We start from the raw sequence: 18,614 nt of genomic DNA, 5'->3' as shown, positions 1-18,614 counted from the left end.
CTGTACGATGTCGCCATGCCTCGCTCGAACGCTTCCACCCCCGCCGAATCCAAAGCCGCTGCCGAACCATCGCCCGCGGCAACGTCCACGAGACGCAGGCCCGCGGCGGGACGCAGACTCGCACCGGACGATTTCGTCGCCCTCGCCCGGTTGCGCTACGCGCTGCGCCGTTTTACGGCTTTCAGCGAAACGGCGGCGGCCGAGCGCGGCCTGACGCCGCAGCAGCACCAGGCGCTGCTGGCCATCAAGGCCGCTCCCGGAGAAACAATGACGGTGGGCGAGATCGCGGAGTGGCTGCTGCTGCGCCCGCACAGCGCTGGCGAGCTGGTCGACCGGCTGGAACGCATGGCGCTGGTGCGCCGCCAGGCCGATGAGTCCGACCGCCGCCGGGTGCGCGTGGCGCTGACGCCCGCCGCCCAGGACCAGTTGGACGCCTTGTCGGCTGCGCATTTCGAGGAATTGCGCGCCATCGGGCCGATGCTCCGGCAATTGCTGACGCACTTCGAGTCGGACCGGGACGGCTGACCGTTCCCACCCGCGGCCCGGTGGCCGAAACGCCGGGCCCCGGCGGCATCCCCGCGCCGGAAGCCGCATTCCAGGCGCCGCCGCTTCCGTGCCCTTTACCTGACAACTCCCTTGCGCGCAGCATGGCGGCGCACGCGCACGCTCGCCCAAATATATCGCTCTACGATATAATTGCGTTTTTCGATCCCGCCAACCTCGTCCGCAAATCCGGCCCCCGAGCGCCCGCCTCCTCCCCTATGTCCGCCTCTCCTTCCCATCCCAGCAGCCACAGCGCGCCACCCCGGCTGGGCGATTTCACCACCGACAAACGCGTACTCGCCATGATGCTCATGGCCGCCGTCGCCGGCGGCATGGGCGTGGCCGCCGCCTGGGTGCTGCTGCGCCTGATCACGCTGTGCACGAACGTGGCGTATTACGGACGCTTCACGCTGGAGCCGCTACCCATCGCCGGCACGCCTTACGGCGCCTGGTCCGTGCTGGTGCCGGTGGCGGGCTGTATCGTCATCGGCCTGATGGCGCGCTACGGCTCCGAAAAAATCCGCGGCCACGGCATTCCCGAAGCCATGGAAGCCATCCTGATCGGCAAAAGCCGCATCCAGCCCAAGGTCGCGCTGCTCAAGCCGCTGTCCTCGGCCGTATCCATCGGCACCGGCGGCCCGTTCGGCGCCGAAGGTCCCATCATCATGACGGGCGGCGCGCTGGGCTCGCTGCTGGCGCAGGCGTTTCACGTGACCGCTGCCGAGCGCAAGACGCTGCTGGTGGCCGGCGCGGCCGCCGGCATGACGGCCGTGTTCGGCACACCGATCGCCGCGGTGCTGCTCGCGGTGGAGCTGCTGCTGTTTGAATGGAAGCCGCGCAGCTTCCTGCCGGTGGCCACCGCTGCGGCCGTGGCGGGCGCCAGCCGCACGCTGCTGCTGGATGCCGGTCCGCTCTTTCCCTATGCGGGCCACGCGGTCCTGACCGCGCCGCATTTCCTGTCCTGGGCCTGCATCGGCCTGATGGCCGGCATCGGTTCCGGGGTGCTGACCGCCATGGTGTATGGCGCGGAAGACGTCTTCCAGAAACTGCCCCTGCACTGGATGTGGTGGCCGGCGATCGGCGGCCTCGCCATCGGCATCGGCGGGCTGATCGAACCGGCGGCGCTGGGTGTGGGCTACGACAATATCCGCCACCTGCTGGACGGCACGCTGACGTCGCACGCCGTTCTGTTGCTGCTCGCAGTGAAGGCGGTGATCTGGGCCATCGCCCTGGGATCCGGGACGTCGGGCGGCGTCCTGGCCCCGCTGCTGATTTTCGGCGGCGCCCTGGGCGCGCTGGCGACCGGCTTCATGCCGCACGCGGAAACGGGGCTGTGGGCTGCACTGGGCATGGCCGCCATGATGGGCGGCACGATGCGCGCGCCGCTGACGGCGACGCTGTTCTGCGTGGAGCTGACGGGAAATTCGAGCCTGCTGCTGCCGGTGCTGACTGCCAGCACCGTGGCCTACGGCGTCACCGTACTGCTGCTCAAGCGTTCGATCCTGACGGAAAAGATCGCGCGCCGCGGTCATCACGTCGTGCGTGAATACCACGTCGATCCGCTGGAATTGGTGCGGGTGCAGGCGATCATGCGCCAGGACGTCATGACGCTGCCAGGCGATATGACGATGGGCCAGGCGCTGGCCTTCTTCGAATCCGACGCGCATCGCCACACCGCCTATCCGGTCGTCGACCCGGCGGGCCGCGTGCGCAGCGTGGTGACGCAGGCGGACATCCTGGCCTGGACGAGCGACACCGCGCCGGTGGAGCAGCCGCTGGGCGAAGTCCTGGCGGACCGCGCGCCCATGCTGGGCTACCCCGACGAGACCGCCGGCGCGCTGGCCGACCGCATGGCGGCCACCGGCGTGGGACGCGTGCCGATCGTGGACCGGCGCGACGGCCGCCTGGTCGGCATCGTCAGCCGCGCCGACCTGATGCAGGTGCGCGCGCGCCGCCGCGAGGAAGAAAGCGTGCGCGAACGCTATCTGTTGCGCGCCCGCCCCGCCGCTCAGGCGGACGCGGCTTCGCTGGCGCCTTCCAAGGCCGCCAGCGCCTTCAGGGACTGAGCCAGTTCCGCGCTGAGCGCGGCCACCAGCTCGCCGGCCGGCAGGCTGCGCGACAGCCGCACGCCCTGCCCCGCCCACTGCGCCGCGAACGCACTGCTGCCGCGCGCCTTGGCGGCGGCGTGCAGGGCCTTGCCGGCATCGTAGGCGATCGGATAATCGGGCACGCGCGGGCTGCCCGCCGCTTCACCCAGCTGCATCAAGCGGTTGTACAGGCCCCGCGCACGCCGCCCGGAGATCGCCTCTGTCATGGACGTCACGGCGCCGCCGTCCTGCAGCGCGGCGCGGAAGGCGGCATCGGCCGCGCTTTCCGGACACGCGATGAAGGCCGTTCCCATCTGCGCGGCCTGCGCGCCCAGAGCCAGGACGGAGGCGATGCCGGCGCCATCCATAATGCCCCCCGCCGCCACCACCGGAATATCCAGATTGCGCGCGAGCAGGCGCGTCAGCGCCAGCGTGCCGAGCTGTTCGTCCCGCTCTGACGGGTCGAACATGCCGCGATGGCCGCCCGCTTCGTAGCCCTGCGCGACGACGGCGTCGATGCCGGCATCCCGCACGCGGCGCGCCTCTTCCAGCGTGGTCGCGCAAGCCATCAGAAAGATGCCCGCATCGTGCAGCGCCCGGATGCGCGCCGCATCCGGCAGGCCGAAATGGAAGCTCACCACCGCCGGCCGCGTCTCGAGAAAGACGCCCAGCATGTCGTCGTCAACGACAAAGCTCTTGTAGATTTCCTTCAGCCCTGCCGGCGGCTCGGCGCCGAATTCACGAAAGACCGGCGCGAGGTAGGCCAACCACGCCGCCTCCGCTCCGGCGTCCGCCTTGGCGGGCGCATGACAGAACACGTTCACGCCGAAGGGCTTGTCCGTCAGCGCCCGTGTGTCGGCAATGGCCTTGCGCGCGGCTTCGGCATTCATCGCTCCCACCCCCAGAAAGCCCAGCGCGCCGACATTCGCGGCGGCCGCGGCCAGCGCCGGCGTGCTGACGCCCGCCATGGGGGCCTGGATGATCGGGGTGGAGATCCCCAGCCGCGTGGCAAGCGGGGTGCGGATATCGGGCATGATTCGGCTCCTTGCAAGGGTAGGCCGCAAAGCGCCGACCCGGCGCCCGCGGCGGTTCATCGGTAAGCACGGCGTCGCCGGCAGGCAGGCGTGGCGCGCCCATGGCGGCAGGCCGTCTCATGCCGCACGCCGCATCTCCTGATAGAAAGCGCTGCAGGCCGACGTACGGAAGCCCGCGCGGCTGATCAGGAAGCTGTTGACCGTGCGCAGCAGCGTTTTATTGACGCCCGCGGCAGCGGGGTGCATCGCGAGCACCGACTGCGGCACCGCGGCCACTGCGGTGCCCGCCATCACACAGGCCAGAATGGCGGCGTAGGAGCTCTGCTCCACCACGCCCCAGCCGTCCAGGCTTTCCCCATCACGCGCCAGCCATTCGTCCACGCAGTTGCGATAGGTGCAGCCCTGCGTGAATGCGGCAATGGTGCGCACGCGGATATCGCGCGCCCGCCGGATGCGCGGATGCGATGGCGGCGCCACCAGCAACAGGCGCTCGGTGAACAGATAATCGCCTTGCAGCGCGGGGCCCAGCCTGGCCATGTCCGCCTGCTCGGGCCGGCCCTGCGCCGGGTGCGCCACGATGGCGCAATCCAGCCGATGGGCCACGACCGCGTCGGCGAGCGCCTGCGTGGTTCCCGTCTGTATATCGATCTGCACCGCCGGCCACTTGCGATGGAAACTGGCCAATGGCCCCGGCAGCCGGCTGGCGGCCGCCGCCTCCATCGACCCGAGCCTGAGCCGCCCCGATGGCGCCTCGTCGCGCACCGCCTGACGCGCTTCCGTCGCCAGCGCCAGGATGCGTTCGGCGTAGTCCAGAAAGCGCCGCCCCTCCGGCGTCAGCGCCATCTGCCGGCCGCCTCGCACGAAGAGCGCCACGCCAAGGTTCTCTTCCAGTTTCTTCACCCGCGTCGTCACATTCGACTGCACGCGCCGCAGCCGCCTGGCCGCCCGGGTCACGCTCTGCTCCTGAGCCACCGCGCGGAAGATCTCCAATTCGGCGATTTCCATGGCATTTTCCAATCTGTTTGAGGAATGCTACTCCCAAACAGATTCTCTTTTCGAGATAGTTGGGGCGGCACCCCAGCCAGGGCCTGGGCGCTCGGCGCGGGCCGAACACGGACGGACCGCACACGGTTACGCCCCCAGGCGCCCGATGCGCCGGAAGCTGCTCATGTCATGGCCTGGCGCCGCCGCGGCGGGCGCCTCAAAGCGCCTGCCGATACAGCGCCACGGCATCCTGACGCGAAAGTTCGCGCGGGTTGTTCACCAGCAGGCGCGTCTGGAGCATGGCGTCATCGGCCAGCGCGTCCACGTCATTCGCCGTAATACCCGTTTGCGTCAGGCGGCTCGGAAGTCCCACGGCCGCCGGCAAGGCTTCGAGCCATTCGATCAGCGCGACGGCGCGAGCCTCGGGCGAGCCGGGCGCGCGCGGCAGCACCTGTTCGGCCAGCTCCTCGTACTGCGGCAAGGCGGCCGGCAGGTTGAAGCGCAACACCGGGCCCAGCACCAGCGAATTGGAAAGCCCGTGGGGCACATGAAAGCGCGCGCCAACGGGATACGCAAGCGCGTGCACGGCGCCCACCGGCGCATTGGCGAAAGCCATACCGGCCATGCAGGCCCCAATGAGCATGGCCTGGCGCGCATCCCTGTCCCCGGGCGTGTCGCACACCCGCCGGATATTGGCGGACAGCAGGCGCAGCGCTTCGCGCGCCAGGCTGTCGGACAGGGGGTTCTTCAACCGCCGGCTCGTATACGCTTCGATGGCGTGCACCATCGCGTCGATGCCGGTGGCGGCGGTGACCGGACGCGGCAGGCCCAGCGTCAGGTCGGCGTCCAGCAGCGCGACGTCGGGGAGCAGCACGGGCGAGACGACGCCCTGCTTCATGTTTTCACCGGTCGTGACGATGGCGATGGGCGTGACCTCGGAGCCGGTGCCCGCCGTGGTCGGGACCAGGATCAGCGGCAGACGCGCGCCGCGCACCTTGTCCACGCCATAGACCGATTCCAGATCCACCTCCCCGCTCGCCAGCAGGGCGGCCAGCTTGGCCGTGTCCAGCGAACTGCCGCCGCCGAAACCGACGATGCAGTCCGCACGGGTGGCGCGCGCCTGTTCCGCGGCAGCCAGGACGACGTGCACGGGCGGCTCGGGCACGACCTGCGCGTAGCAATGCACGCCCAGGCCGGCCCGCCGCATCCCTTCCAGGGCCGGCTCCAGCAGCCCCGCGCGCGCGACGCCTGGATCGGTGACCACCAGCACCGAGCGCGCGCCCAGCCGCGCGACGTGGTCGGCCAGTTGCAAGGCGGCGCCCGGCGCGACCAGGACCGATTTGGCGGCATGGAAAGCAAAGGGTTGCATGGCGATGTCTCCTTGTGTGCCGATTTCTGCGTGCCGATTCGTGCCGATTTCTGCGTGCCGATTTCTTCGCGCCGATTTCTTCGTGCCGATTTCTTCGGCGGCTTTGGCGCCATCACGTTACGCGCGTCGCGGGGGCTCAGCAACCCGGGACTTCGCCACCCCCGCCATTGCGCCCCGCCCTGGTCGCCCCCTGGCGCAGCAGCCGTCTGTCGCGGGTGCCGCCCCGATACAATCCTCATCTGCTCACCGCAGTAATGGGCGCGCTCGCGTCCGCGGTGCCGTCGTGCCCGGACGCACCCGGCCGGCGGCGGAGCCGGCCGCATCATCCCCACGAGGTCCAACACCATGATTGCCCTGTCCGACCATGACCAGGCCCTGCTCGACGGCGCGCAAGGCGAAGCGGCGGCCATGGCGATGCGCGTGCTCGTGCGCGCGGCCGCCGTCATGGGCGCCCCGCGCCTGCTGGATATCGAAAGCGCACACATCGACGGCTGCCTGTATCACGGACAGGCCAGTCTGGACTTCGTGGAAAAACTGGTCGGCGCCGGCGGCAAAGTCGTCGTTCCAACCACCTTGAACGTCGGGTCCATGGATTTGATCCATCCCGAACTGTTCCGCGGCGGCGACGCCCTGCGCGACGCCGGCACGCGCCTGATGCAGGCGCACCTGGAATTGGGCTGCGAATCGACCTTCACCTGCGCGCCTTACCAATTGCAGCGGCGGCCGCGCCTGGGCCAGCAGATTGCCTGGGCGGAATCCAATGCGATCGTGTTCGCAAATTCCGTCCTGGGCGCGCGCACGAACCGCTACGGCGATTTCATGGATCTGTGCGCCGCGCTCACCGGCCGTGCACCCTGTTGCGGCCTGCATCTGGACGAGAACCGCCGCGCGGGCCTCGTGTTTGCCGTGGAGGATTTCCCCCGCGAACCGGACGGCCGCGACATCTGGTATGCCGCGCTCGGGCTACTGGTGGGAAAGCGCGCCGGCGGCATTGTTCCCGCGATCACCGGCCTGCCCGCCGATACGACGGAGGACGAGCTGAAGGCGCTGGGCGCGGCAGCGGCTTCCAGCGGGGCCGTGGCGCTTTTCCACGCCGTCGGCATCACCCCGGAAGCGTCCACGCTCGAAGCGGCCCTGGGCGTGGACAAGCAGCAGGACAATTCCGCCATACCGGCAGCCCCGACGGTGGTCGTCCGCCGCGCGGACCTGCGCGCAGTCCGCGCCTCGCTAAACCAGGCCCGCCCCGGCGATCCGCTGGCAGCCGTGAGCGTCGGAACGCCGCATTTTTCGCTGGCGGAATGCGCGGCGCTGGAGCGCCTGCTGTCCGGGATGGGCCGCCCGTGCGCGGTGGACTTTTATGTGAACACCAGCCGCTACATCCTGTGGGAACTGGAGTCGTCGGGACTGGCTGCGCGCCTGCGCGGCGCGGGCGTGCAGTTCGTCACCGACACCTGCACCTACATCACCCCCATCATGCGGCAGACCCAGGGCCTGGTCATGACGAATTCCGGCAAGTGGGCGCACTACGCCCCTGCGAACATCGGCGTAAGCGTTGCATACGGCAGTCTGCGCGAATGCGTACGGTCCGCCGTGGAAGGAAAGGTGTGCCTCGATGACGCCTGATTCCGCGCGCGCGCTCTCCGCAACGACCATCGTGCCGGGCGCCGGAGGCGGCCCCGTGCTGGCGCTGGCCGAACCGTTGAGTTTCTGGGGCGGCTACGACGCCGCCGCCGGCGTCATCATCGAGCCGCGCCATCCGCAATGCGGACAGGGTCTTGCGGGCCGCGTGCTGCTGATGGCCCGCGCCAAGGGATCGAGCTCCAGCAGCAGCGTGCTGGCCGAAGCCATACGCAACGGCACCGGCCCCGCGGCCATCGTGATGCGCGACCGGGATCTCATCGTGGCGCTTGGCTGTATCGTGGCCGGCGAGCTGTATGGCATCGATGTGCCGATCGCACTGGCCGATGAAGCGCCCTGGCGGACGCTGTCCGCGCTGCCTGCCGGCACGCCGCTGCAGGTGGAGGCCGGCGCGCACGGCTGCCGCATTCTTTATTGAAACGCCCTTTATTGGAACGCCCTTTATTGAAACGCCGTTTATTGGAACGCCGTTTCCATGAAGTTGCGCAGCTTGCGCGAATGCAGGCGCTCCGGCGGCATTTCGCGCAGGCGTTCCAGCGCCCGGATGCCGATTTCCAAATGCTGGCCCACCTGCTTGCGATAGAACTCCGAGGCCATGCCGGGGAGCTTCAATTCCCCGTGCAGCGGCTTGTCGGACACGCATAGAAGGGTTCCATACGGAACGCGGAAGCGAAAGCCGTTGGCCGCGATGGTGGCCGACTCCATGTCCAGCGCGATCGCCCGCGATTGCGCGAAGCGCTGCACCGGCTCCGTATGGTCGCGCAGTTCCCAATTGCGGTTGTCGATGGTGGCCACCGTCCCGGTGCGCATGATGCGCTTGAGCTCCCAGCCTGAGAGGCCGGCCACTTCCTCCACCGCCTGCTCCAGCGCCACCTGGACCTCCGCCAGCGGCGGCACCGGCACCCAGGTCGGCAGGTCCGCATCCAGAACGTGATCGTCGCGCACGTACCCGTGCGCGAGCACATAATCGCCCAGGCGTTGCGAAGCCCGCAGCCCGGCGCAATGGCCCAGCATCAGCCAGGCATGCGGCCGCAGCACCGCGATATGGTCGGTGATGGTCTTGGCGTTCGAGGGACCCACGCCGATATTGACCAGCGTGATGCCCGAATGGTCGGCGCGGGTCAGGTGATACGCCGGCATTTGGGGCAGCCGCCCAACCGGCGATTCCGCCGCAATCGGTTCCCCGCGCCGCAGAATGCGGTTGCCCGGCTCCACCAGCGCGTCGTAATCGCCTTCGCCGGCGCTCAGCATGGCGCGAGCGCGCGCGCAGAACTCGTCGACGTAGAACTGGTAGTTGGTGAACAGGACGAAATTCTGGAAATGCACCGGCGCGGTGGCCGTGTAGTGCTGCAACCGGTGCAGCGAGTAGTCGATGCGCGGGGCGGTGAAGGGCCCGAGCGGACGCGGTTCGTTCTCGCGCCCATGCCAGGTGCCGTTGACGATGGCATCGTCCGTGATGGCCAGGTCCGGCACGTCGAAAATGTCGCGCAGCGGCCGCTTCATCGCCTCCAGGTGCTCGCCTTCGACATAGGCGCCGTCGGGAAACGCGAAGTGCAGCGGAATCGGTACGTTGGACTCGCCCACCTCCACCGGCACCTTGTGGTTGTGCAGCAATTGGCGGATCTGCTCGGTCAGGTAATCCTTGAACAGGCGCGGCTGCGTGATGGTGGTCTGGTAGACGCCCGGCTCCGCCACATGGCCGTACGACAAACGCGAATCCACGCGGTCGTAGGTGTGCACGGCGATACGCAGGGCGGGATAGCAGGCGCGCACCCTGCCGCCCTGCAGGTCCTCGCCGCGCGCGACGCGATCGAAGGCGGCGCGCAAATATGCGGTATTGCGGGCGTAGATTTCAGTCAGCCGCTCGACGGCGGCTTCCGCGCTGTCGAATGCCTGGAACGGCATGAAATCGGGACGAACGGTGTGAGAAGGTGCATCGCCGATACGCATGAATCGATCTCCTGTCTGCCTCGCGCCGCCATGCGTTCCGGCGTCGAGGTCACATTCCGGCCCGCCGCGGGGGCGGGCCGGTGTGCCGCGCGCTTACTTCACGGCGGTTTTCGAACCGTCCTTATGCCATTCGAACACTTCGAACTGGAAGTTGTTCAAATCGCCCTGGCTGTTCCAGGATACCTTGCCGATGGGCGCATCGATGCTGTTCTTGTGCAGCCAGGCCGCCACCTTGGCGGGATCGGTGGATCCGGCGCCCTTGATGCCATCGACGATGGCCATCGTGGCGGTGTATGCGGTCAGCTGGAATGCCCCGGACGGATTGCGCTTCTTGTCCTTGAACGCCTGGACCAGCGCGGCGTTCTTCGGGTCCTGCGAGAAGTCGGCCGGCAGGGTCAGCAGCATGCCTTCGACCGCCGGGCCCGCGATGGCGTTGATGTCGGGGTTGCCCGCGCCTTCCGGTCCCATGAAGCGCGCCTTCAGCCCCTGCTCGGCCGCCTGGCGCATCAGCAGGCCCATTTCGGGATGATAGCCGCCGTAGTAGACGAAATCGACGTTCTCGCTCTTGAGCTTGGTGATTACCGCGGAATAGTCGCTGTCGCCGGCGTTGATGCCTTCGAACACCGCCACGGGCACCTTGGCCTGGTCCAGCTTGGCCTTGACGGCCGTGGCGATGCCTTGCCCATACGACTGCTTGTCGTGCAGCACGGCGACGCGCTTGGGCTTGACCTTGTCGATGATGTAGGCCGCCGCGGCCGGACCCTGCTGGTCGTCACGCCCGATCGTGCGGAAGATGAAGTTGTACTTCTTGCCGTCGGTCAATGCCGGCGCGGTCGCCGAAGGCGTGATCATGACGACGCCTTCCTGCTCATAGATGGGCGCCGCGGCAATGGTGGCGCCCGAGCACACGCCGCCGACCACGAAGCCGATCTTCTCGTTCACCACGCGGTTGGCCGCGGTCGGCCCCTGCTTCGGTTCGCAGCCATCGTCCACCACGACGACTTCCAGTTTGCGGCCGTTGACACCGCCGGCGGCGTTCACCTGCTCCACCGCGGTGTTGATGCCTTCACGCACCATATCGCCGTACTGGGTCACCGCGCCGGTCGTCGGACCCACCGCGGCGATCTTGATGGTCTGCGCGCCGGCGGCGCTGGCGAGCAATCCGGACGTTATCGCAAGCGCCGCCGCGGCGGCCGTCAGTCGAAGGGGTTTTTTCATTGTCATCTCCTATGGCACGGTCCATGCCAGATAACGGACGCGTGGTCCTCCTGGGCGTTTCGCCTGCCAGGGCCGGCGAAAGGGCTCAAAGAATACCTGAAAGCGCGGCGGAGAAACTGCCGTCGGGAAAATCCTCAAAAAGAAAACCGGCGCCCCGCCGCCCGAGCGTCATGCGAACTTTCAACGCAACCGCACGGTCGCGGCGCTTATAACGCGCCAAATATATCTACAAGCGCATTAATTCGTTTGCGCAATGAGGCTGCGCCTGCATTATCGCTCCATGCGATTTCAACCGATCATCGTTCCCGGCTGGCGGAATTCGGGCCCGGACCACTGGCAAAGCCTGTGGGAACGGACCCTGCCGCATGCCGTCCGCGTGCCGCAGCGCGACTGGGAAAATCCCGATCCCCAGTCCTGGATCGGCACCCTGGCCGCCTGCGTGGAAGCCGCCCCGTGGCCCGCCCTGTTGATTGCGCACAGCCTGGGCTGCATCGCGGCGGCGGCGCTGCCTGCCGCCTTGCATGGCCGCATAGCCGCCGCGCTGCTGGTAGCGCCCGCCGATGTCGAGCGGCCGGGCGCCCCGGCCTGCCTGGGCGCATTCGCGCCGATCGCGACGCGTTCCCTGCCCTTCCAGAGCGTGGTCGTGGCCAGCGACAACGATCCCTACTGCAGCCTGGCGCGGGCGCGGCATCTGGCAGAGCAATGGGGAAGCCGCCTGATCGTGCTGCCCGGCGCCGGACACATCAACGCGGAAGCCGGCTTCGGCGCCTGGCCGCAGGGCTTGAACGCGCTGCGCGCCTTGCGGCGGCGTGCCGCATGGCGCGTGCGGCCGCCGTCGCGGCGCATCCCGCCCATGGCGCAGCCGGCACAGGGCTAGCGGCAAGCCCCGGCATCGCGCGGCGGTCTTCGCCGCGCGCCGGCCGCTCAGCCTTCCAGCAGGCTGCGCAGCATCCAGGCGTTCTTTTCGTGGATGTCCAGGCGCTGCGTCAGCAGATCCGCCGTCGGCTGGTCGTTGGCGGCGTCGGCCTTCTGGAAAGCCGCCCGGGCCGTCTTGGCGACGGCCTCGTTGCCGGCGACGAGCATGCGGACCATGTCCAGCGCGGCGGGCACTGAAGTGGGCTCGTCGATGGACGACAGCGCGGCGTATTCCCGATACGTCCCGGGCGCGTGATGACCCAGCGCCCGGATGCGCTCGGCGATGCTGTCCAGCGCATTCCAGGCTTCGGTGTACTGCTCCATGAACATCTGGTGAAGCGTGTTGAACAGCGGCCCGGTGACGTTCCAGTGGAAATTGTGCGTCATCAGATACAGCGTGTACGAATCGGCGAGCAGTTTGGAAAGCTCGCCGGCGATCGCCGCGCGATCCTGATCGGAAATGCCGATGTTGATGCGGGGGGCCTGGGATTTGGCAAGTTCGGACATGACGCAACTCTCCTTGATGAACGGGTATGACGGAAGAATAGCATCGCCGCAGCGCCGGATCCCTACATGCCGCGTCCATGACTCGCCGTGTTCCGGTCATGCAGTCGACCGGCCAGCGTAAGCGCCCCTTATGGCCGCGCAGGCCGCCGCTCCGTAGACTGCCCTCCGCGACTTGTCCCCAGGCGCGGACGAGCATCGGATGCCGGGCACGAGCCCGGCGGCAACGGAGAAGCACACCGGACATGACCAATCCAATCGGCATACAGGCATCACTCGGGCAATCGACGGCGTCGTGCGCAGACCGCCCGCGCGGACGCCTGGAAAATCTCGTCTTCAGCGTCCTGGCGGGGCCAGGCAAACGGCACAAGCCCACACCCGGCCGTGCGCGCCAGCCGTTCAGCCTGGTGAACGCGGGCAACCCGGGCCGAAGCCGCCGCGCAGCCAGGGCGGCGGAGCGTCAGTTGGCGCATGATGCAGGCAAGCTGAGGCAGGCCCTGGCGAAGACCGGGGACGGCGCGCTGAGCGATAAAGCGCATGACCGGCTCGCCCGCCTTGCCGAGCGCACCGCCCGCCTGGGCGATGCCCTGCCGCCGCACGCCGCGCAGCGGCCCGACGATGGTCCGGGCCTGCTGCGCTTCATGCAGGATCAGCTTCTGCGGCAGTACGGCGCCGGCACATCGGCATACAGCCCCAGCGCCGATGCCCAGGCTTGCCGTCGCCTGGCCAAACTGAAGATGGGTTTCGAGCGCTGGGCGGCGTCGATGCCGGCCGAAGGCACGCAGGCCTCGCCCGAGCACGTCGCCACCGCCCGGCAGGCCCTGGGCACGGCCATCGACGCCGAAGCCGCCTTGCGCGCCACGGGCAAGGATCTGGATTTCCTTGCCCAGGCACTGAGCGCAGGCTCCCCCGCCGCGATAACGCCCGAGGCAGTGGCTGCGTTCGAACGTATCCTGACCGCACGCCGCATGCTGCGGCCCGACGGCGATCTGCAAGCCTTTCTGATGCCGAAGCTGAGGCTGCTCAGCCGCGAACCGGATGGCGCCGCGGCGCTGAGCCGCGCCGTGCTGGCTTTCTCCAGCGACGAAACCATGCAGGCATGGAAAAGCGCCGTCGCAGAGTGGGCAAAGTGCCGGGCCGGCGGCCGCTCTGACGCCACGGAAACAACCGTCGCGGCCGCACTGAACGACTTGAAAGACATACCTGGCGGCTTCCGGTCCGCCGCGATCGAGGTATTGAAAGAGGCCGCCTGCGAGCATTCGGCAAGGCTTGCCGCCCCATCGCTGCAGCCGACGGCCGAGGGCCTGCAGATTCTGTACGGGAGCGTGGCGGCGCTGCAACCGCACGCAGGCAAGGGCAAACTCGACCAGATCATGAAGGCGCTGTTTGCGCACGCCGTCCGCAACGCCCTGGTCCCGCCGCACCAGCGGGATTTCGATGGCATCCACCGGCTCGCCGCGCCCTTGACCGAGGCGCTGGCGCAAGTGACGCAGAAAGTGGATGGACATCTGGCCATGTTGAACGCGCCGCAAATCCTTGAGCCAAAGGAGCTGAATGCCCTGCGCGCACAGATGCTGGGCGTGGTGTTGGACGGCATGGGCGTCCAGCGCGCGATCGATGCCGTGCCGGGATCGGCCTGGCTGGCCACGCAAGCGGCGCAACAGGAAGCCGCTCGCGAGGTCCTGCCCGGCAAGCCGGCGCCGGAAATCGTGCGGTCCCCGGGGACGGCGATGAACGCGGTCCACAACGGAATCAAGGGGCTGCTCGATGCCTTCCTCGACGGATCGGACAGGCACGCGGAAAAGGCGGTCGGCCGCAAGCTGCCCCGCATTCTGCAGGCATGGGCGGATTTGCAGCGCTTCGATAACGCGCAACGGCGCCAGACGGAAGCGATCGACGAGGCGCTGAAAGGTCTGGTGAAATTCGACCTTGTCTACAACGGACCGCTCGGCAATCATTTCGGTCCCGACGGGCTCGCGCGGGGCCTGAAGGGCCGCGGCAAAGGCGACCTGCTTCGGCACATCCCGGCCGATCAGCGGGAACAGGCGCAGGAGGTTCTGGCGACCCTTTGGCAGCGCGTGCATGTTGCCCAGGCGAAAGCCACGGGACTGGATTCCATCAATGCCATACTGCGCGAAGCAAGCCCCCTGATCGGCGCATCCTCGCCTGCCGCACGCCCAGGCGCAAGGTCCCTGGAAAAAATCCATGCGGCCACGCAATCCCTGGCCGTCACCACGACGTGGGTGTTCCAACGATCCTACCTGCAACGGGATGAGGCGCTGGAACTGCTGTGGAGCTCGCTGGAAGACGGGGCGCTTGCGATGCTCCTGAACGTTTTCTCTCCGTATGCGGCAACGGGCGGGCAGCGTCCGCTGCGCGAAGAACTGGACGCCATCGCCATGGCCGCGCCCGGCAGCGCAGCGGACCGGACGTCCCTGCACGACGCCATGTTCCGCACGTTGAGCCAGGAGGCGCTGGCGCGACTGCGCCGCAGGGCGCTGGCCCGCGCCCCGGCGTTCCGGGCGCAAGCGGAGCCGGAAATCCAGCGCCTGTACGCCGCCGTTGCGAGCCCGGCCAGCCGCCGGCGCAACGGGCTGGCGGCCGCCGATGTGGTGTCGCGCCTCATCGACCATGCCCGCGATACGAGTAAACCGGTCGACCCGCCTTTCATTTTCACGGGAACGCACTACGAAACGGCCGGCGCGCTCACGACGCATCTCAGGCGACGTTTCGACGCGCTCTGGCGGGATCTTTACGGCGATTTCCAGCATTTGAATGTCGCGGTGTGCGGCCATTCGGGCGCCCGGGTCGATATGGACGCGATGCTGACCAACCTGCAGGAAACCGTTCTAAACCATAGCGGCATCCTGCAGCGGATGCAGCGGCAGGATGGAAAGCTGGCGCCGGTCCGGCCGGCGCACGGCAGGCCCGCCGATGCCGCCTTGCCGGCAACTCCGGACGCGGCGGCGGGCGCAACGCCGCAGGCGGCGTCCGGGTCGAGATCGCGCACCGGGTCCATACCGGCAGACCCGGAAACGGCAGCCCCCTCGCCTTACGCTGCCTCTGAAATAAGCGTGAGCCGCGCGAGCGGCCGCACGCCGAAGCATGCGGAGTATGACTATCCACCCGACGTGGGTTACGTGCCGGCCATGCGCCAGGTGTACCCGCCCGCGGATGCAGGCTCCCTCGGCGTGCCGCCAAACTTGCAGGGCATCCCGGACTTGCGGCAGGCCTACCCGCCCGCGAACACCGCCGTGTACCCGGCCCCGCCGGATGCGCAGGACGCCGGTTATGCCAGCGATGAAGGGACGGGCGACGCCATTCAGTCCTGATGCGCCGCGATGGCGCCTTCCAGCATGCGCACGCCCGGCAGCGGCGTGGCATAGACCGATTGCGCCAGCGCTTCGATGGCGGCCACGCGCGGAAAGCTGCGCCGCCAGGCCAGCACGACGCGGCGATCGGGGGTGGGCGCCTCCAGCGGCACATAGCGCAGCAGACTGTCCGCGGGCGGATTCTCCGGCACGGCGGTCACCGGCAGTACCGTGATGCCGATGCCGGCCGCGACCATGTGGCGGATGGTCTCCAGCGAGGAACCTTCGAAGGTGCGCTGGATGCCGTCGCTGGCTGCGGAAAAACGCGACAGCTCGGGACAGACCTCAAGCACCTGATCGCGGAAGCAATGGCCGCTTCCCAACAGCAGCATGGTCTGCTGCTTCAGGTCCTGCGCAGGAATCGCCTTGCGTTCTGCCCAGGGGTGGTCCTTGGGCACCGCCACCAGGAAAGGCTCGTCATAGAGCGGCTGGATCACCAGGCCGGCTTCGGGCAGCGGCAAGGCCATGATCGCGCAATCGATCTCGCCCTGCCGCAACAGTTCGACCAGTCGCAGCGTGAAGTTCTCCTGCAGCAGCAGGGGCATCTGCGGCGTGCGCTCGATCTGCACGGGCACGAGCCTGGGCAGCAGGTACGGCCCGATGGTGTGGATCACCCCCACGCGCAGCGGCCCGGCGAGGGGGTCATGGCCCTGTCGCGCGATCTCCTTGATGCTGGCGCTTTCTTCGAGCACCTTCTGGGCCTGTGCGACGATGCGCTGGCCGATCGCGGTCACGCCCACTTCCGCGCCGCCGCGCTCGAAGATGGTCACGCCAAGCTCGTCTTCCAGCTTGCGGATTGCCACCGACAGGGTCGGCTGGCTGACGAAACAGGCCTCCGCCGCCCGGCCGAAATGGCGCTCGCGGGCCACGGCGACGATGTATTTGAGCTCGGTCAGGGTCATGGTGGCGATTCCGTTGGGATGGCCGCGCCGCGGCCGGATGAAGTCTGTCGCTTCGGTTTCACGCTCATGTGCGCAGAAAATCTTCGCGGCCGCGCATCCACCGCGTCAGATGGAGCTGCACCGCGTCGGGGAAATCCTTGCGCAGCCAGGCTGCGGCTTCACGCGCCTGTTCCGCGATGGCCGCATCCAGCTCGATGTCGGCAAAGCGCAGCAGCGCCAGCCCCGACTGCCGCGTGCCGAGGAACTCGCCGGGACCGCGCTGCACGAGGTCGCGCCGGGCGATCTCGAAGCCGTCCGCGGTTTCGAACATGGCGCGCAGCCGTTCCCGTGCGATACGCGACAACGGCGTCTGATACAGCAGCACGCACACGGATTCGGCCGTGCCCCGGCCGACCCGCCCCCGAAGCTGGTGCAACTGCGCCAGCCCGAAGCGTTCGGCGTGTTCGATCACCATCAACGAGGCATTGGGCACATCGACCCCCACTTCGATCACCGTGGTCGCCACCAGCACATCGATCCCGCCCTGCCGGAACGCCTGCATGACCTCTGCCTTCTCGTTCTGCGGCAAACGGCCATGAACCAGGCCGATGCGCAGGTCCGGCAGGTCTGCGCGCATCGCTTCGTAGGTGTCGACCGCCGTCTGCAGCTCCAGCGCTTCGCTTTCTTCCACCAGCGGACATACCCAGTACGCCTGCCGGCCGCCCCGCACGGCCTGCGCCACGTGGGCGACGACCTCCTCGCGGCGCGCGTCCGAAACCAGCTTGGTGACGACCGGCGTACGGCCCGGGGGCAGCTCGTCGATGACGGACACATCCAGGTCCGCGAAAAACGTCATGGCCAGCGTGCGCGGAATCGGCGTGGCGCTCATGTTGAGCTGGTGGGGCACGATGCGCCCATGCGCGGACTCGCCCTTGCGGTTCAAGGCCAGGCGCTGGCCGACCCCGAAGCGATGCTGTTCGTCGACGATGGAAAGGCCCAGCCGCTGAAAGGACACGTGGTCCTGGATCAGCGCCTGGGTCCCCACGACAAGCTGGACGCTGCCGTCCGCGGCCGCTGCCGCAGCCTCGCGCCGCGCCTTGGCGCCAACGCTGCCGCTGAGCCAGGCCACGCGCACCCCCAGCGGTTGCAGCCAATCGACGAGTTTGCGGAAATGCTGTTCGGCAAGGATTTCCGTCGGCGCCATCAGCGCCACCTGCGCGCCGGCCTGCATGGCCTGCGCGGCGGCGATGGCCGCCACCACGGTCTTGCCGCTGCCCACGTCGCCCTGCAGCAGGCGATTCATTGGAAATGGCCGCGCCAGGTCGGCGGCGATTTCGGCCACGACCCGCGCCTGCGCGGCCGTCAGCGAAAACGGCAGCGCGCGATACAGCCTGGCAACGAGTCCGTCGGGGTCGGCGGACAAGGCCAGCGGCAGGGCCTTGTGCGTGCGCCGCGCCGCGCGCGCTTCCGCCAGGGACAATTGCTGCGCCAGCAATTCGTCGAACTTGATGCGGCGCCACGCCGGATGCGCCCGCTCCGCCAGCGCCTGCTCGGAGACGCCGGCCGGCGGCATGTGCAGCATGCGGATCGATTCGTCGAAGGGCGCCAGATCATACCGTTCGCGCACCGGCGCCGGCAGCGAATCGGTCAGATCGACCTGCGCCAGCGCTTGTGCAACGGCCTTGCGCAGGACAGACTGATGCAAACCTTCGGTGGTGGGATACACCGGCGTCAGTGCCGTGGCCAGCGGCGTGTCGGCGCTGGCCATGCGGGGATGCACCATCTCGCGCCCGAACAGGCCGCCGCGCACTTCCCCGCGCGCCCGCAGCCGTCGCCCCACCGTCAGCTGGCGCTGCTGGCTGGGATAGAAATTGAGCCAACGCAGCTGCAGCTCGCCGGTGTCGTCCGCGATGGCCGCGGTCAGTTGCCGCCGCGGACGGTATTGCACCTCGCAGCGGGTGATTTCGCCTTCCACCTGCGCGGTATAGCCTGGCCGCAACGCGGAAATCGCCGTGATCCGCGTTTCGTCCTCGTAGCGCAACGGCAGGTGCAGCACCAGGTCGGCCGGCTCCTTCAGTCCCAACGCGTGCATGCGCCGCGCGGTATCGCTGCGCGGCGCG

At 68.5% G+C, this 18,614-nt stretch carries 15 protein-coding genes; 6 read left to right on the top strand and 9 right to left on the bottom strand.

Annotated elements, in window-relative coordinates; genetic code table 11:
* Positions 1–15 precede the first annotated feature (15 nt).
* Complete coding sequence (locus CAL13_RS10470) at positions 16–525, top strand: MarR family winged helix-turn-helix transcriptional regulator (protein WP_086072327.1); 510 nt, start codon at positions 16–18, stop codon at positions 523–525.
* Between the two features lie 236 nt (positions 526–761).
* Complete coding sequence (locus CAL13_RS10465) at positions 762–2,609, top strand: chloride channel protein (RefSeq protein ID WP_086072326.1); 1,848 nt, start codon at positions 762–764, stop codon at positions 2,607–2,609.
* Here CAL13_RS10465 and CAL13_RS10460 read toward each other — a convergent pair.
* The 3 genes from CAL13_RS10460 to CAL13_RS10450 all read right to left on the bottom strand — a co-directional run bounded on the left by CAL13_RS10460 (position 2,552) and on the right by CAL13_RS10450 (position 6,017).
* Positions 2,552–3,664, bottom strand: a complete 1,113-nt coding sequence (locus tag CAL13_RS10460) for an NAD(P)H-dependent flavin oxidoreductase (RefSeq protein WP_086072325.1) — start codon at positions 3,662–3,664, stop codon at positions 2,552–2,554. The genes CAL13_RS10465 and CAL13_RS10460 overlap by 58 nt on opposite strands.
* 117 nt (positions 3,665–3,781) lie before the next feature.
* Positions 3,782–4,669, bottom strand: coding sequence for a LysR family transcriptional regulator (locus tag CAL13_RS10455; protein WP_086072324.1), 888 nt, complete (start codon positions 4,667–4,669; stop codon positions 3,782–3,784).
* A 196-nt stretch (positions 4,670–4,865) separates the two neighbouring features.
* Positions 4,866–6,017 carry an iron-containing alcohol dehydrogenase gene (locus CAL13_RS10450; RefSeq protein ID WP_086072323.1) on the bottom strand — a complete coding sequence of 384 codons (1,152 nt, stop codon included), beginning with the start codon at positions 6,015–6,017 and terminating at the stop codon, positions 4,866–4,868.
* A gap of 345 nt (positions 6,018–6,362) precedes the next feature.
* Between CAL13_RS10450 and CAL13_RS10445 the strand changes: the two genes are divergently transcribed.
* Together CAL13_RS10445 and CAL13_RS10440 are read left to right on the top strand one after the other, a co-directional pair.
* On the top strand, positions 6,363–7,640 hold the full coding sequence (locus CAL13_RS10445) for an aconitase X (protein WP_086057337.1): 1,278 nt from the start codon (positions 6,363–6,365) through the stop codon (positions 7,638–7,640).
* Positions 7,630–8,073: an aconitase X swivel domain-containing protein gene (locus CAL13_RS10440; protein WP_086072322.1), complete on the top strand. Its 444-nt coding sequence runs from the start codon at positions 7,630–7,632 to the stop codon at positions 8,071–8,073. The genes CAL13_RS10445 and CAL13_RS10440 overlap by 11 nt, the downstream gene beginning before the upstream one ends.
* A gap of 38 nt (positions 8,074–8,111) precedes the next feature.
* Here CAL13_RS10440 and CAL13_RS10435 read toward each other — a convergent pair whose 3' ends face one another.
* From CAL13_RS10435 to CAL13_RS21600, 3 genes are all read right to left on the bottom strand, one after another.
* Entirely contained in the window at positions 8,112–9,560 is a 1,449-nt protein-coding gene (locus CAL13_RS10435; RefSeq protein ID WP_420042445.1) for an AMP nucleosidase, read from the bottom strand.
* Positions 9,561–9,698: 138 nt separating this feature from the next.
* Positions 9,699–10,823, bottom strand: coding sequence for a branched-chain amino acid ABC transporter substrate-binding protein (locus CAL13_RS10430; protein ID WP_086057334.1), 1,125 nt, complete (start codon positions 10,821–10,823; stop codon positions 9,699–9,701).
* Between the two features lie 85 nt (positions 10,824–10,908).
* Complete coding sequence (locus tag CAL13_RS21600; protein WP_269768196.1) at positions 10,909–11,043, bottom strand: hypothetical protein; 135 nt, start codon at positions 11,041–11,043, stop codon at positions 10,909–10,911.
* 60 nt (positions 11,044–11,103) lie between these two features.
* On the opposite strand from CAL13_RS21600, the gene CAL13_RS10425 reads away from it, so the two are divergent.
* Positions 11,104–11,700, top strand: coding sequence for an RBBP9/YdeN family alpha/beta hydrolase (locus CAL13_RS10425; RefSeq protein WP_086059377.1), 597 nt, complete (start codon positions 11,104–11,106; stop codon positions 11,698–11,700).
* A 47-nt stretch (positions 11,701–11,747) separates the two neighbouring features.
* Here the strand turns inward: CAL13_RS10425 and CAL13_RS10420 are convergent, their stop codons facing one another.
* Positions 11,748–12,245 (bottom strand): Dps family protein, encoded by a 498-nt coding sequence (locus CAL13_RS10420; RefSeq protein WP_086072320.1) that lies wholly within the window; start codon positions 12,243–12,245, stop codon positions 11,748–11,750.
* Positions 12,246–12,487: 242 nt separating this feature from the next.
* On the opposite strand from CAL13_RS10420, the gene CAL13_RS10415 reads away from it, so the two are divergent.
* A complete protein-coding gene (locus CAL13_RS10415) occupies positions 12,488–15,574 on the top strand; it encodes a hypothetical protein (protein ID WP_086072319.1) in 3,087 nt (1,028 codons plus the stop codon).
* On the opposite strand, the gene CAL13_RS10410 is transcribed toward CAL13_RS10415, so the two are convergent.
* Positions 15,565–16,515 carry a LysR substrate-binding domain-containing protein gene (locus CAL13_RS10410; protein WP_086057331.1) on the bottom strand — a complete coding sequence of 317 codons (951 nt, stop codon included), beginning with the start codon at positions 16,513–16,515 and terminating at the stop codon, positions 15,565–15,567. The genes CAL13_RS10415 and CAL13_RS10410 overlap by 10 nt on opposite strands.
* A 64-nt stretch (positions 16,516–16,579) precedes the next feature.
* Positions 16,580–18,586 carry an ATP-dependent DNA helicase RecG gene (recG, locus tag CAL13_RS10405; RefSeq protein ID WP_232467834.1) on the bottom strand — a complete coding sequence of 669 codons (2,007 nt, stop codon included), beginning with the start codon at positions 18,584–18,586 and terminating at the stop codon, positions 16,580–16,582.
* Between the last annotated feature and the right edge of the window lie 28 nt (positions 18,587–18,614).

Origin of the sequence: Bordetella genomosp. 9, from assembly GCF_002119725.1 — a bacterium.
In the GTDB taxonomy this organism is placed as follows: domain Bacteria; phylum Pseudomonadota; class Gammaproteobacteria; order Burkholderiales; family Burkholderiaceae_B; genus Bordetella_C.
This window is presented reverse-complemented; position numbering and strand designations above follow the sequence as displayed.